The sequence below is a fragment of the Anatilimnocola aggregata genome, assembly GCF_007747655.1.
Lineage (GTDB): Bacteria > Planctomycetota > Planctomycetia > Pirellulales > Pirellulaceae > Anatilimnocola > Anatilimnocola aggregata.
Genome location: NZ_CP036274.1, coordinates 4,262,480 through 4,276,731, shown reverse-complemented (window position 1 = coordinate 4,276,731; position 14,252 = coordinate 4,262,480). Strand labels below are relative to the sequence as shown.

Here is a 14,252-nt window from a genome sequence, read left to right as displayed (position 1 = left end):
CCTTCTCATCACGGGTTTACTTGCCGGCTAGTCAGTCTTTGGACGAAGAACCACAGCGTGGAGAGGGCCGCGGTGATGTCGTCTGTGGTCACTGTTTCGTCCGGATGGTGACTGATTCCATCTTGGCAACGTATGAATAGCATACCGGTTGGAAAGCGGCGGGCCATCACGGCAGCGTCGTGACCAGCGCCGCTGACAAGGCGCAGTGGGGCGATGCCAGTATCGGCGAGGCTTTGCTCGATCAGGGCTGCAATTGCGTCGTTCATCGGTGCGGCCCGATGCTCGTGTACGATCGATAGTTCGAAGCTGGTATTTCGTCGAGCGGCTATTTCATTACCCAACTCTCGCAATTGGGTAACAGCTGTCGAACGAATGGAGTCTTCCGCATGGCGAACATCGAGTTTGGCTCGGGCCGCGCCGGGAATGACATTCCCAGCACCAGGACTGACTTCGATGGCCCCCACGGTTGCTACCAATCCAGCGGTTGATTGACCGATTCGTTCCACTGCTAAGATCCATTCGGCAGCTGCGGCGAGTGCGTCGCGGCGAAGTTGCATCGGAACAGTCCCGGCATGACCAGCTACGCCGCAGAACTCAGCAATAGCACGTGTCTGCCCAGCGATCGATGTGACCACACCCAGCGGCAGTTGCGCGCTCTGCAACACGGGCCCTTGCTCGATGTGCGGTTCCAAATATGCGATGACTCGAGCCGGCTGCAGGGCTGCGGAGTTCATTTCATCGGGATGGCAGCCAAACAATTGAAGGGCAGAGCGAACGGTAAGACCGTTGGCATCGGTACGCTGCAGCAAGGCGTCGTCGCACTGGCCAACAACAGCCAGTGAGCCAATGAAGGGAGTTCCGAAACGTACTCCTTCCTCTTCACTAAAGCCGACAACTTCGAGCGCAAACGGTAGCGTCGCACGCCGGCGAACGACCACTTCGGCGAGTGCGAGACCTAGGATCACTCCGAGCAGGCCATCGTAGCGACCGCCATTGGGAACCGTGTCGAGATGCGAGCCAATAATGAGAGACGGGGCGTCGGGCCGCGGGTGCGAGGCGAGCTTTCCCCAAAGGTTGCCCGCACCATCCACACGGCAAGTCATGCCCAGCGATTGCATCCAGCCAATCAATTGCTGGTGCAGTTGAGCAATAGCCGGAGAACAAAACGTCCGCGTGATCTGCCCTGGAATTTCCGTATTTGCTGCTGCTTCCTGGCAGCGGGCAAAGGCCTGGTGGGCCAGCTGGGCGAGCAACTCGTGGTCAGTTCCATGATGAGCGTTGTCCATCGCTAATCAGAACGCCTCGCGACCTGACGCGGGTAGGTGATTGGGCACGGCTGGAGTATAGTAAGGCCGATCCTGATTGTCCACGAAATCCATTCGGTGGCTCCCTGGCGGCGGGCTACCGTGAGGCACGCCATGCGTCAGCACCTGGTGCTCTATGTGAACGGCCAGCGACACGAAGTCGCGGGGGCCGACGCGTTCTCTTCGCTTAGCGACTATCTGCGAAACCGCCTTCGCCTAATGGGAACGAAGGTAGTCTGCGCTGAGGGTGACTGTGGTTCTTGCAGCGTGCTGGCTGGCCGACCGGAGAGTGGCAAGCTGGTTTATCGAGCGATTGACTCGTGCATTCAATTTCTCTTTCAATTGGATGGCGCGCATATCGTTACCGTCGAAGGGTTGAGCAACGGCCACGAGCTGTCGGCTGTGCAGCAAGCAATGGTGACCCACCACGGCTCGCAATGTGGCTACTGCACGCCCGGTTTTGTTGTCGCAATGACCGGGCTGCTGGAAAACCAGCCTGCTCCGAGCGAAGACGATTGGCGCTGCGGACTCACCGGTAATCTCTGCCGCTGCACGGGCTACACCTCGATCCTTGCCGCCGGAACTCATGCCGCGAGTCAAGCTCACAAGTCTTTGACCGAACGTTATCCGAATGAAGCGCTCGCGGCCGAATTGCAACTCCTTATACAGGAGCCCGTTGCGATTCGAGATGGTTCGCGAAGCGTGTTCAGTCCAACTGAGCTGAAGGCGGCGATTGAATTCCTGGAAACAAGTCCGACCGCCAAGATTGTCGCGGGTGGAACCGATGTTGGCGTTCAAATCAATAAGCGAGTGATTGCACCTACCATTTTCCTGGACCTGAATCGCCTCCAGGGACTGCAAGAGATCTCGCTCAGCAGCAAAGACGCCACCGGCTCGTCGCGCAGCGTTCTGCGCTGCGGAGTTCGCGCGCGGTGGGTCGATCTAGAGCCGGTCTGTCACGAGCATGCACCAGAGTTCGCCGAAATTGTATCCGTGTTCGGTTCGCCGCAGATTCGGCACGTTGGCACCATCGGTGGAAATATCGTCAACGGCTCGCCAATTGCCGATTCGCTCCCATTTTTGTTCGCCATGGAAGCACAAGTTGAAATCGCCGGTCCCCGGGGAGTGCGGACGGTCGATATCAACGACTTCTATCACGGTTATCGCCAGACGGACTTGAAAGCGGGAGAGTTGTTAACTGGAGTGCAAATTCCGCTACCGACGCGCGCACAGTCGCTGTCTCTTTACAAAGTTTCTCGACGGCGAGATCTGGATATTTCCTCGTTTACCGCGGCGATCTTGTTGGAAGTGGTAAATGGCCAAGTTTTGGAAGCGCGAATCGCCTTGGGCGCCGTGGGACCAACCGTGCTGCGAGCGCGTCAGACCGAAAGCTACTTGCGCAATAAACCGTTCACCGAATCGGTAATGCAGGCAGCGGGCGAGATTGCAGTCAAAGAGATTTCGCCGATTAGCGATGTACGAGGCAGCGCCGATTTTCGCTGGCAGTTGACTCGCAACGTCTTCCTGAAGTTCTTTCACCAGCGAGCGCGAACCGCGGCTAAGTCAGCATGAAAAACGTCGGCCAATCGATCGAGCATGACGCAGCACAAGGGCATGTCACGGGCACTGCTCCTTTTCTCGAAGACTTACCGCTGCCAAGCGATGCCCTGACCCTTGGTCTGGTCTATAGCCCCGTGGCGTGCGGGAAGATCACCTCGCTCGATCTTTCTGCAGCGAAGCAGGTGCCGGGAGTAGCGGCGATTTACACTGCTGCAGATATTCCCGGGCACAATTATTTTGGCCCTCACTTTCGCGATGAGCCTGTGCTCGCCGATCAGCAGGTGCTTTACGTTGGCCAGCCCGTCGCAGTGATTGCCGCGGAATCCGCGCACGCGATTACGCTGGCTCGCGCGCAGATCATTTTGAACATCGAAGCGCAAGAACCTATCCTCAGTATCGAACGCGCGATCAAGTTAGAGCGATTTATTGGTCCGGGCCGGCGCATTGCCCGCGGAGACACAAGGACTGCAATTGCCGCGGCGCCGCGCAAGCTAGCTGGCGTGTTTCACTGCGGCGGGCAAGAGCAGTTCTATCTGGAGTCGCAAGCAGCGATTGCCTATCCCGGCGAACAGGGGCAAGTGATCGTTCATTCCTCGACGCAGAACCCCACTGAAGTACAGCACGTGGTTGCCGAAGCTTTAGGCGTCGCCCAGCATCAGGTCGTTTGTCTGTGCAAACGGATGGGGGGCGGCTTTGGCGGCAAGGAGACACAAGCAGTACTTCCAGCCGTTCTGGCGGCACTCGTCGCCCAGAAAACAGGACGAACCGCACGCCTTGTCTTGACCAAAGACGAAGACATGTGTTCGACCGGCAAACGCCACGAGTATCGCGTAGAGTGGGAAGTCGGCTTCGACTTGCAGGGAAAGATTGAGGGGGTCCGAGCCAACTTCTTTTCCAACGGCGGCGCTTCGGCTGACCTTTCGCTCGCAGTTCTCGAGCGATCGCTACTTCATTTCGACAACTCCTATTATCTGCCGCATGTCGAGATGGTGGGGAAGGTGTGTTTCACCAATTTCCCATCGAACACGGCCTTTCGGGGCTTTGGTGGTCCGCAGGGAATGATCGCGATCGAGAACATCATTCACGAGATTGCCCGCGATCTGAACGTGGATCCCTACGAGGTCCAGCTAAACAATCTGTACGGAACCGAAGATCGCAACACGACTCCGTACGGCCAACTCGTGCGGAAGAATCATCTGCCGGAGATCATGTCGCAGCTGGCGGCCACTTCGCAGTATCGTGAGCGACGCCAGGCGATTGAAGCTCAGAATAAGAGCGACGTTCTCCTACTGCGTGGCATTGCGATCATGCCAATGAAATTCGGCATCTCATTCACGACGAAGTTTCTCAACCAGGGAAACGCCCTCGTGAATATCTATACCGATGGCACGATTCAAGTGTCGACGGGGGCCACGGAGATGGGGCAGGGGGTGAACACGAAGATTCGCCAACTCGTGGCTGATGAGTTCGGGATTGGTTACGACCGCGTGTTGCTGATGCCGACGTCGACCGAGAAGAACCCGAACACCTCCCCCACCGCGGCATCTGCGTCGACAGACTTGAATGGCACAGCAGCAGTGCGAGCCTGTGAAACGTTGCGCGGGCGACTCGCCGAGTTGGCGGCGAAGAAGTTAGCTTCGGTCGAACTTGGTCTTACTGAATCGCCGGAGTGCGTCATCTTCGAAGCGGGCTTGGTGTTTGATCGCCGCAATCCTGCGGCAAAGCTGACCTTTGGACAACTCTGCCTGCAAGCGAGGCTGGAGCGAATCGATCTGGGTGCGCGCGGCTTTTATGCGACTCCGGGTGTCGACTACAACCGCGAAACCGGTCGCGGCAATCCATTCTTGTATTACACCATGGGGGCCGCCGTTGCCGAAGTGGAAATTGATCGCTTCACCGGTTCGCTGCGAGTGCCGCGCGTTGACCTGTTAATGGACATCGGCCGGTCGATCAATCCGGCCGTCGATCGGGGGCAGATCATCGGCGGCTTCATTCAAGGGATGGGTTGGGCAACTGCTGAATGCCTCGTGTACAACGAGCGCGGCGAATTGCTTTCGCATTCGCCCACCACCTACAAAATTCCCGCGATCACCGATCTGCCGCCGGTACTCCGTTGCGATCTGTTTGAAAACAACGACAACGACGAAAATGTGGCCCGCAGCAAGGCTGTGGGCGAACCACCGCTAATGCTGGCCATCTCCGTTTGGACTGCGGTCAAACAGGCGTTGTCGCAAGCCGTTGAAACGGAAGACCTCCGTTTGCCCGCGACCGGTGAAGAGATCTTGCGGCAACTGTATCGGCGAGCAAACGTTGCGAAGTCCGAGATCGATGCTGTTGAAACTGCTACCAACTCCGTAGCACCAAGAGCAGCTGTGATGATTAACTCGCCGCACAGCAACTAGTGAATCACTCGCTGACGGTCGAGCCTGGGTTATAGACCAGATGTCCAGCAGCTTTGTAGGCGCTCAGCACATCGCAGGCCGCTGCGCGATTCACATCGCGGACTACTTCGATGGGTAGGTCCCTACGTTCCGAGAGAAGTTGCGGCCAATGCTCCTGCAGCGGACCTTCGCGAAAGCCGGTTATCCGTTCGACATCTTCACCACGAGCGGCACACACCAGCTTGGTGATGCCGCTCCACCACAGAATGCCAAAGCACATAATGCAGGGCTGGCCAGTCGCGTAGAGCGAGTATCGCTTTTGAGGGTCGCCAGCTAAGTCGAAATTACCGGCCCGCTGCTGAGCTAGCATGATGGCGATCGCTTCTGCATGCGCGATTGAGAGCCCCGAGGCAACGACCAGATTCACTCCAGCTGCAGTATATAGTCCCGTCGTTTCATCGACCACAATCGCTGCGAAGGGACCGCCAGTCCCTTCGGCTACGTTTCGCGCGGCGAGTTCGATCGCCCACTGCATGCGTTCAGCGTCGGACGAGCCGGGAAGAGGAGCCGGCCCTGCAGTGAGCGACGCTAACCAGGCGGGAAGCTCGATACTTACTTGAACCTGGTCCATAACCGGCTGCCTGCTGAAGCAAATGCAAACTCAAAACTGGGAGGGGTTTGGCAGCGGGCGCTGCGAGTCCTATTATTACCTTCACTCCCAACGATAACCAACGCCAATTGCGCCCGCTTCATCCGCGGCGCGAGTAGCTTATGAGCCATGCCCCGTTCCGCCTCGTTGCCAATGTCGTCGATGTCTTCCAGGAGCGAATTACTCCGGCCGAAGTGACTGTCGCGGACGGTCGCATTGCCGCCATTCACCCCACGAACGACGAGCCTGTCACTTATCTCACGCCGGGCTTTGTCGATGCCCACGTACACGTTGAAAGTTCGTTGCTGGTCCCCGCGGAATTCGCCCGCGCGGCAGTGATTCACGGCACGGTGGCGACGGTTTCCGATCCGCACGAGATTGCCAATGTCTTGGGCGTGGAAGGTGTGCGCTATATGCTGGCCAGCGCAGCTCAAACACCTCTCAAAATCAGCTTCGGAGCCTCGCCTTGCGTGCCGGCAACCAGGTTCGAAACGTCCGGGGCCAGCATCGGCGTCGAAGAGATTGCGAGTTTGCTTGCCGACGACCGCATCGGCTATTTGTGCGAAATGATGAACTATCCCGGCGTGCTGCGGGGAGATGCCGATGTCCTGAGTAAGATTGCCGTAGCGCGTCAGGTGGGTAAACCAGTGGATGGCCACGCGCCGCGAGTGCGTGGCGCAGATGCCAAGGCTTACTTTGCGGCAGGCATTTCGACCGATCACGAATGTGTATCGCTCGAGGAAGCGCTCGAGAAATTAGCCCTCGGCGTGAAGATTCTGATTCGTGAGGGCTCAGCAGCGCGCAATTTTGAAGCTCTGTGCGATTTGCTTGCGGCACACAGCGACCGTTGCATGTTTTGCTCCGATGACTTGCATCCCGATTCGCTCGTCGCCGGGCACATCGATAAGCTCGTTCGCCGCGCGGTGGCGAAAGGATATGACCCGCTCAAGGTTCTGCGGTGCGCCTGTTTGAATCCCGTCGAGCACTATCGGTTACCCGTTGGTCTGCTACGTGTTGGTGATCCGGCGGACTTCATCGAACTCGATAACCTCATCAACTTTCGTGTGCTGCGAACCTTTATCAATGGTCGCCTGGTCGCCGAAGCGGGCCAGCCCTGCTTACCGAGCGTTGAGTCGGCGATCATCAATCATTTTGCACCCACCATCCGACAACCCGGCGCTTACGCCGTACCAGCACTCACTAGTCAACTGCGAGTTATCGAAGCAATCGATGGCGAACTCATCACACGTAGTTTGATCGAAGCGCCGCTCATTGAAGCGGGGTGCGCCGTTTCCGATCCAACGCGTGACTTGCTTAAACTGGTCGTCGTCAATCGCTATCGCTCATCCCCACCGGCTGTTGCCTTCATCCGCGGCTTTGGCTTGCAGCGGGGAGCGATCGCGTCGTCTGTGGCTCACGACTCGCACAATATTGTTGCTGTGGGAGTCGACGATGAATCACTCTCCGCGGCGATTAACTCCATCATGTCCGCTGGTGGTGGTCTCGCCGTCATTGATGGGGAGGAGTGCGATCTGCTGCCCCTCCCGGTGGCTGGCCTGATGTCGACGGACCCCTATGAAAAAGTCGCCGACGACTACTCGCGCCTCGATCGCAAGGCGAAGCACTTGGGCTCGTTGTTGCGAGCGCCCTTCATGACTCTGTCATTCATGGCGCTGCTCGTCATACCCGAACTAAAGCTAAGCGACCTCGGCCTGTTCGATTGCCAACGAGGCGAATTCACGTCACTGTTCGTTTAAGATTACGCACCAAGCCGAAGTCTTTACTTGGGCAGCCACTGCACTGCATCGATCACGACGTAGCCGTCCGAACCCGCATTCGATACGATCACGACCGATAGCTCATCCTTGTCGAATTGAAACTCACCCAGCGATACAAACCGTCCGTCGATCGGCGGATCTTTACGCTGATTGATTTCCAGAACCTTGGGCGAACCGCCGCCCTGCACTTCGACTTGCACTTTGGAAGAACGATTGGCATTGGGCGGATAGGCCAGCCGCACTTCGTATTTGCCTGCCTGCGGCAGCGTCAATTCGAACCGAGCGATGGATTTGCCGTCATTCACTTTGTCGTCGTGACGATAACCATTCCCTACGAATGTTGTCGCAGCGGAACTATTGGTCCAGTCGCCGGCCAGTTTGGCATCATCGTCATCGACCACATAGCCGCCCAGTTTCTTCGGATCGACAAACTCCTGGCCTGCTTTGGGCGCTGATGCTGGCGCCGCGTATTCCAGCACTTGACCATCTTTCAGCAGTTGCTCGCGCAATTTGGCATAAGGAACGTCTTGAACGGCTAAATTGCCGTCGATCGCCATAGCAGCGGCCGCAGCAGCACTTTGACCGAGGATCATGAAGACCGGTTCCATACGAATGCTGCCGAAAGCGATATGCGAACTGCTGACGCAAATCGTGACCAGCAGGTTTTCGCACTGCGCCTTCTTGGGCACCAGCGAACCATAAGCGATTTCATACGGCTTGATGCCGACGCCAATGTCCCCTTCGTTCTGCACATAACCTTCGGGCGTGATGTACCGCTGCACGTTGTGCGAATCGATTGTGTAGCTCCCCATTCCCACGGAATCGGGAGTCGGCTTCTTTTTGGTCAGTTCGTTTTCGGTCATGACAAACTGGCCGATCATCCGCCTGGCCTCGCGCACATAGATTTGGTGCGGCCAATTGCCATTGTCCTTGAACTCATCCTTGGGCAGACCCCACTTGCGCATCTTCTCTTGAACCTCTTTCGGCACGCGCGGGTCGTTGGCAATGAAGTAGAGCCAGCCCTGCTGATAGGTACGATGCTCGTCCAGAATTTCCTTGCGGCGCTCGTAACTTGCCTCCGGATAGTCATAGTTCATGCCGATGTTGTCGGTGCTGAACGGACCATGATTGTTGGTATCGGTTTTGTGATTGGGAACAGGATCGAACTTGTCGAAGGTCTCGCGCCAACCTGCTTCATAAATGCGGACGAGCAGTTCGTATTGCTGAGGGTCGTAACCTGCCGGCTTAGGAAACGGCACGCGATTTTCCGGGTGATCGGTCCCGCACCAACGATAGCAGTAGGCCTGCACGCGTTTGTCACCCGTGCCGTACTCGCCCACCGGTGCCGTGCTGATGCGAGGAAGGACGCCCGACTTCGGATCGCCAGGAACCACGTAAGGGCTGATCTTTTCTTTGACCGCGCCGAAGTGATGGCGGTGGTGCAGCACGCCCACCTGCACGCCGTTCCATTTCTCGCCGTAGACAGAATTGGCCTCGCGCCCGACGTGGTAATCGACCCCAGCGGCAGCTAACAGATCACCTTCGTAGGTGGCATCGATGAACATCTTGCCGGTGTAAGTCTTGCCGGACAGCATGGTGATGCTCGTGATCCGCGAGCCGGATTTCTTAACGCCCTTTTCGCGGTCTAACCATTGGTCTCGATCGACCGGAATTTCAAACTCGTTGACGTAACTCTCGAAGACGCGTTCGGCGATGCTGGGCTCGAAGATCCACATCGTGCGGTTCTCGCCATCGATCGCGGGAGTACCTTGTCCCTTGTTGCCATATTCGGTGGCTTTCTGCCACTTCCAAGATTCTGGCTTTTGGTATTCCTTCCAAATGCGATGGTAGAAGTCGCGCGACAGCCCGCCAATGACTCCCTTGTTGCCGGTATCGGTGAAACCCAGGCCGCCACTTGATAAGCCGCCCAAATGCTTGTCGGGGCCGACAATAATGATGGACTTGCCCATCTTTTTGGCCTGCACCGCCGCTATGACCCCCGGGGAGGTTCCTCCGTAAATTACGAGGTCATATTCGGCCGCCTGCAGAGCCGTTAGTGAAGCGAGCCAGACAAAAACAAAGCTGAGAGAGAGGTTGTGTTTCATAGGCTAATTGTAGCCAACTACTGCGGCCGATCCAACTCACTGCCGGGCCCAAACTGGATGAAGTAGTAAGAACGGCCGATAGGCAGAGGAGAACTAGCGAAGCAAGCGTTACCTCGAAACGGCCGATGCGCCGTCAGAGGCGCGTAAGCCGGCCTCCATGGAATCGATCGCCAAGCGATTCGTTGGTTCGGCAAGAATCCGTCGCTGCTTCGCTTATCGAGCGGTTGAGTTCTTCAGCCAATCAGCGAACCGTGTCGAGCCCAGGCGCGGGTTTTCGCCAGGAGTGAGACTTTGATCGTTCAATTCCAAGCCATAGTAACGTGCCTTGGCATCGGTAATCACCTGGCGCGAATCGGAGGTTGCGTTCAGGTAGCTCTGGACTAGATCGGTAAGGGGAATCTTTTCGGGACCCGCAATTTCGATGGTGTCATTCAATGGGGTTTCGACCGCAAACTCAGCGAGTGCGGCAGCGACGTCGTCCGAAACAATGGGCTGCAACTGAGCAGATGACAAGCGAACCGTTTGTCCTTCAGTGGCCGATTGGGCGATAGCGTTAACGAATTCAAAGAACTGAGTCGCGCGCACGATGGTGTAGGGAATCGCCGCAGCTTTGATCAGGTTCTCTTGGGCCATTTTTGCCCGGAAATACCCGCTTGCCAGCAGGCGGTCTGTGCCGACGACCGAGAGGGCAATGTGATGTTTCACGCCGGCGCTAGCTTCTGCCGCAAGCAAGTTGCGCCCCGACTTTTCGAAGAACTCCATGGCTGGCTTGTCGTCGAACGAAGGCGAATTCGCGACGTCGATGACCACTTGAGCATTTTGCAAGGCCTCTGGTAATCCCTCTCCTGTAACGGCGTTGACACCCGTCGATGGAGACGCTGCAACCACTTCATGGCCTTGCCCGCGCAAGTTGCTCACCAGCTTTTTCCCAATCAGCCCCGTACCACCGATGACGACGATCTTCATGGCCAACTCCTTCTTTCTTTGAATTTGAATCTTCCTGCCTAGTAACTGAACTATCGATCGATGTCAGGTTGCTAAACCTGGTTAACCGGGCCGCTTGCGGCCGCTGAACTGGCGGTTCGTTGGTTTTGCAGTTCACCCGCGCAAGCGAGTGGGTGAACCAGATGACATGGAGCGTTAGTTGGACTACGAGGCACAGCGCATGTCTCGCTTACTTGGCCTCGGGAATGGCAATCTCCTTGGCGTCCCGCGGCTGGAGGACGACCGCGATCACGCGAGTTTTTCCCTTAACCGATGGATTCTTCGACACTCGGTGTAAACAGCCTGTCGGCTCGTAGAATGTCTCACCCTGCTTGAGCACCTGCGACGGTTGATCGTTGATGCCCAATTCGTATTCACCTTCGAGGACATAGCCGAATCCTGGACCTGGGTGTCGGTGGGGAACCCCAGCCTGGCCTGGTTCCAGGGTCACCTCGACGACCGTCACCTTGGCATCTTTGCCGTCAAGTTTTTCAGTGATATTGCGTTCCGAGATTGTTCTGACGTGCTCGCCATCGTGATGGACCGCAAGTACTCCGCCGATTCCCACCCCCAACCCAGTCGCGAACGTAAGAAGTGACCGAATCATGAGCACTCTCCTTTGCAAATCTGTGCCTTTGGTAATGCGTTCGAGAGTTAGGACGGCCGGTTGGTCACATTTGTGACACGCGTGCCAGATATTTTATTTCTCAGCGGGAGGCCGCAACAATTCCGCCCCCCTCAACAAATAGGCGGGTTCACTTTATTGGCGACTGCGAGTTAAATGAGACCGTAGTTATTGTGCCCGTTTGATGTACTCTTTGGCAGAGAATATTGAGAAACGCAGACCCGTTGAAATCAACTACTGAATCACCGAAATCCAGCGCACTTGGCGAACCAAACACTGCCGAAGTGGATGCGCTGGTTGCGTATGACGAACAGCTGCGGCAGGGTATCGAGATTGTCGCCACAGGGAGTACTGACGGGAGCGACGCGCTCCTGCCCGAGGAACTGACCGACTGCTTGCGCAGGCTGGAGCAGGTGTGGCCCCGCAGCAAGCCATCGTCGTCCAAGGAAAGTCTGCCATCTGCCATCGGCCGCTTTGAGATCGAGCGGCAACTCGGTCACGGGGGCTTTGGAATCGTCTACCTGGCCCGCGACCCGCTGCTAAGACGCAAGGTCGCACTAAAGGTGCCTCGCTTGCATGTGCTGGCTAACGAGAGCCTGCGCGAGCGTTTTCGTCGCGAGGGGCGCGCGACGGCTAATTTGGACCATCCCAACATCGTTCCAATTCACGAATTGGGTGAGGGAGATTCGGTGTGCTACATCGCCTTTGCCTATTGCGAAGGGCCAAGCCTGGGCGAATGGCTCAAGACCAGGTCGACGCGAGTTCCACTTGAGACGGCAGCTCGCATTGTTCAACAACTGGCTGAAGCGATGCATTACAGCCACGTTCGCGGCGTGCTGCACCGAGATCTCAAACCGAACAATGTGCTGCTGTTTCCTGCGAAAGCGCCTGTTGGAGATGCGACGGCCCTTGGCTTCGTACCGCGAATTGTCGACTTTGGACTCGCAAGACTGGCAGAAGAAGACCTGGAAGCGACAGGAACCAGCGGCGTGGTGGGAACGCCGCTCTATATGGCACCTGAACAGGCACTGGGCGATCCGGAAAATGTCGGTCCTGCGGCGGACGTTTATTCGTTGGGGACGATATTGTACGAGTTGCTCAGCGGGCACCCTCCGTTTCAAGGAATCGCGCCGCTCGAAGTGTTGGATCGGGTGAGAAATGCCGAGCCCCCTTCCCTGCGCACGGAACGAAGTGATGTGCCGCGCGATTTAGAGACGATTTGTCTGCATTGCCTCGAAAAGCGTCCGGAAGAGAGGTACGCATCGGCCGAGGAGCTGGCCGAAGATCTGCGCAGATTTATTGCGGGCAGCGAAGTGCGCGCTCAGCCCATTTCAATCTGGCAACGAGCCCTGCGCGTTTGTCAGCAGCCGCAGCGAATCCGGGAGGCGGGACTCACCGTGATTGGCACACATGCGGCTGTCATCGCCAGCATGGTGATGACGCTGTACATGGTTCAGGCTGGCAACGTTGTTCAGCGTCCAGACAGTTTCAGCTTGTACTCATGGGCACCGCAAGCCTGTCTGTTTATGTTCACGGGTCATGTGCCCATGATCTTTATTGGCTGGATGCTGATGCGGCAGCGCTTGTGGGCGGCTTGGGTTTCGCTGATTGCAGGTGCGGCAATGGTTTTCTTGTCGCTGCTGTTTATTGTTGGCTTCGTGCCAGCTGGCATGACCAGTTGGGACGACATTCCTGGCTTTCGGATCGTCTATCCCATGATGGCTATGGTCTTCGTCTTGCAAACAGCCATGAGCACCATCGCCGTGATCGCACTGAAGCGGCTCAGAAGGCGTTAGCAAGATGGCGCGTCGCGAAAGGGATCTGGCCCTCACCCCGCGCGAGTTGCCGCCATCATCTGCTTCAGCTTCGTCCCCTCAAAGCCGGTTTCGAGGCAATGCAGCCCGAATCGATCGGCCAGGTCGCGACAGGTGGCGACGCCGCGCACGCTGTTTCCCTTGGCATCGAGCGGAGGAGAAAACACGCCGATGCCGAACTGGCCCGGCACCACGCCGACAATCCCGCCACCCACGCCGCTCTTCGACGGAATGCCGACACGGAAGGCCCATTCGCCCGCGTAGTCGTACATGCCGCACGACAGCATCACGCCCAGCAGATATTTCACGTATTTCTGTTGAATGGCCCGCTCACCGGTGAGTGGATTCACGCCGCCGTTGGCCAGAGTGGCCCCCATGATCGCCAGGTCGTGTCCCGTGACGAGAATCGAGCACTGCTGAAAATAGAGTTCCAGCGATTCTTCCATCTTCTCGCCGACCATGCCGAAATTGCGCATCAAGTGCGCGATCGCCCGGTTGCGATGTCCCGTGACACGTTCTGACATGAAGACCGTGTTGTCGACATAAACCTCCCGGCCGCAAAACTTGCTGAACATTGCGAGCAGGCGGTTGACTCTCTCGGGATAGTCCTTCCCCTTAATCAAGTCGGCAGTTGCAATCGCGCCCGCGTTGACCATGGGGTTGAATGGCCGGTTGGATTCTTCATCCAGCACGATGGCGTTGAACGCTTCGCCGGTCGGTTCGACGCCGACCTTCGACATTACATGTTCCAGGCCGTGATCTTCCAGCGCGAGTCCATAGACGAACGCTTTGGAGATCGACTGGATCGTGAAGGTTTGTTTGCAATCGCCGACCTCAAACACCTGGCCATCGGTTGTGGCGATCGAAATGCCGAACCAGCGCGGGTCGGCCTTGGCCAATTCGGGAATGTAGTCGGCAACCTTGCCGGCGTTGTTCGACGCGTGCTTGGCGTGAATTTCGCGGAGGACTTCCCGAATTGGGGCAGCGGCCGCTTTCATGCGGCCCAGCAGCATGTCCAATTCCCGCTCGTCAGAAGGTGCGGCCACAACACA

Annotated in this window: 10 protein-coding genes; 4 read left to right on the top strand and 6 right to left on the bottom strand. The window is 57.3% G+C overall.

The window, feature by feature from the left end; genetic code table 11:
• Window positions 1-8: 8 nt before the first annotated feature.
• Window positions 9-1,286 (bottom strand): allantoate amidohydrolase, encoded by a 1,278-nt coding sequence (locus tag ETAA8_RS16195; RefSeq protein ID WP_145090291.1) that lies wholly within the window; start codon window positions 1,284-1,286, stop codon window positions 9-11.
• Between the two features lie 132 nt (window positions 1,287-1,418).
• Between ETAA8_RS16195 and ETAA8_RS16190 the strand changes: the two genes are divergently transcribed.
• Both ETAA8_RS16190 and xdhB read left to right on the top strand, forming a co-directional pair.
• The gene (locus ETAA8_RS16190; RefSeq protein ID WP_145090288.1) at window positions 1,419-2,876 is read left to right on the top strand and encodes a xanthine dehydrogenase small subunit; all 1,458 of its coding nucleotides are present in this window, start codon (window positions 1,419-1,421) and stop codon (window positions 2,874-2,876) included.
• On the top strand, window positions 2,873-5,266 hold the full coding sequence (gene xdhB / locus ETAA8_RS16185) for a xanthine dehydrogenase molybdopterin binding subunit (protein WP_145090285.1): 2,394 nt from the start codon (window positions 2,873-2,875) through the stop codon (window positions 5,264-5,266). Before ETAA8_RS16190 ends, xdhB begins: the two co-directional genes overlap by 4 nt.
• Before the next feature lie 4 nt (window positions 5,267-5,270).
• Here the strand turns inward: xdhB and ETAA8_RS16180 are convergent, their stop codons facing one another.
• Complete coding sequence (locus ETAA8_RS16180; protein WP_145090282.1) at window positions 5,271-5,876, bottom strand: nucleoside deaminase; 606 nt, start codon at window positions 5,874-5,876, stop codon at window positions 5,271-5,273.
• Window positions 5,877-6,016: 140 nt separating this feature from the next.
• Here ETAA8_RS16180 and ade point away from each other — a divergent pair, with 140 nt between their 5' ends.
• On the top strand, window positions 6,017-7,651 hold the full coding sequence (ade, locus tag ETAA8_RS16175) for an adenine deaminase (protein ID WP_145090279.1): 1,635 nt from the start codon (window positions 6,017-6,019) through the stop codon (window positions 7,649-7,651).
• Window positions 7,652-7,674: 23 nt separating this feature from the next.
• Here the strand turns inward: ade and ETAA8_RS16170 are convergent, their stop codons facing one another.
• From ETAA8_RS16170 to ETAA8_RS16160, 3 genes are all read right to left on the bottom strand, one after another.
• Window positions 7,675-9,777: an FAD-dependent oxidoreductase gene (locus tag ETAA8_RS16170; protein ID WP_145090276.1), complete on the bottom strand. Its 2,103-nt coding sequence runs from the start codon at window positions 9,775-9,777 to the stop codon at window positions 7,675-7,677.
• 213 nt (window positions 9,778-9,990) lie between these two features.
• Entirely contained in the window at window positions 9,991-10,743 is a 753-nt protein-coding gene (locus tag ETAA8_RS16165; protein WP_145090273.1) for an SDR family oxidoreductase, read from the bottom strand.
• Window positions 10,744-10,951: 208 nt separating this feature from the next.
• Window positions 10,952-11,368 (bottom strand): cupin domain-containing protein, encoded by a 417-nt coding sequence (locus ETAA8_RS16160; RefSeq protein ID WP_145090270.1) that lies wholly within the window; start codon window positions 11,366-11,368, stop codon window positions 10,952-10,954.
• A gap of 242 nt (window positions 11,369-11,610) precedes the next feature.
• Between ETAA8_RS16160 and ETAA8_RS16155 the strand changes: the two genes are divergently transcribed.
• Complete coding sequence (locus ETAA8_RS16155; RefSeq protein WP_202921873.1) at window positions 11,611-13,182, top strand: serine/threonine-protein kinase; 1,572 nt, start codon at window positions 11,611-11,613, stop codon at window positions 13,180-13,182.
• A 32-nt stretch (window positions 13,183-13,214) separates the two neighbouring features.
• On the opposite strand, the gene glsA is transcribed toward ETAA8_RS16155, so the two are convergent.
• On the bottom strand, window positions 13,215-14,246 hold the full coding sequence (gene glsA / locus ETAA8_RS16150; protein ID WP_202921872.1) for a glutaminase A: 1,032 nt from the start codon (window positions 14,244-14,246) through the stop codon (window positions 13,215-13,217).
• Window positions 14,247-14,252: the final 6 nt, after the last annotated feature.

Excerpts from the sequence above, each read along its gene's own strand:
- ETAA8_RS16195 (WP_145090291.1), bottom strand. The coding sequence starts at position 1,286 with ATGGACAACGCTCATCATGGAACTGACCACGAGTTGCTCGCCCAGCTG.
- ETAA8_RS16190 (WP_145090288.1), top strand. The coding sequence starts at position 1,419 with ATGCGTCAGCACCTGGTGCTCTATGTGAACGGCCAGCGACACGAAGTC.
- xdhB (WP_145090285.1), top strand. The coding sequence starts at position 2,873 with ATGAAAAACGTCGGCCAATCGATCGAGCATGACGCAGCACAAGGGCAT.
- ETAA8_RS16180 (WP_145090282.1), bottom strand. The coding sequence starts at position 5,876 with ATGGACCAGGTTCAAGTAAGTATCGAGCTTCCCGCCTGGTTAGCGTCG.
- ade (WP_145090279.1), top strand. The coding sequence starts at position 6,017 with ATGAGCCATGCCCCGTTCCGCCTCGTTGCCAATGTCGTCGATGTCTTC.
- ETAA8_RS16170 (WP_145090276.1), bottom strand. The coding sequence starts at position 9,777 with ATGAAACACAACCTCTCTCTCAGCTTTGTTTTTGTCTGGCTCGCTTCA.
- ETAA8_RS16165 (WP_145090273.1), bottom strand. The coding sequence starts at position 10,743 with ATGAAGATCGTCGTCATCGGTGGTACGGGGCTGATTGGGAAAAAGCTG.
- ETAA8_RS16160 (WP_145090270.1), bottom strand. The coding sequence starts at position 11,368 with ATGATTCGGTCACTTCTTACGTTCGCGACTGGGTTGGGGGTGGGAATC.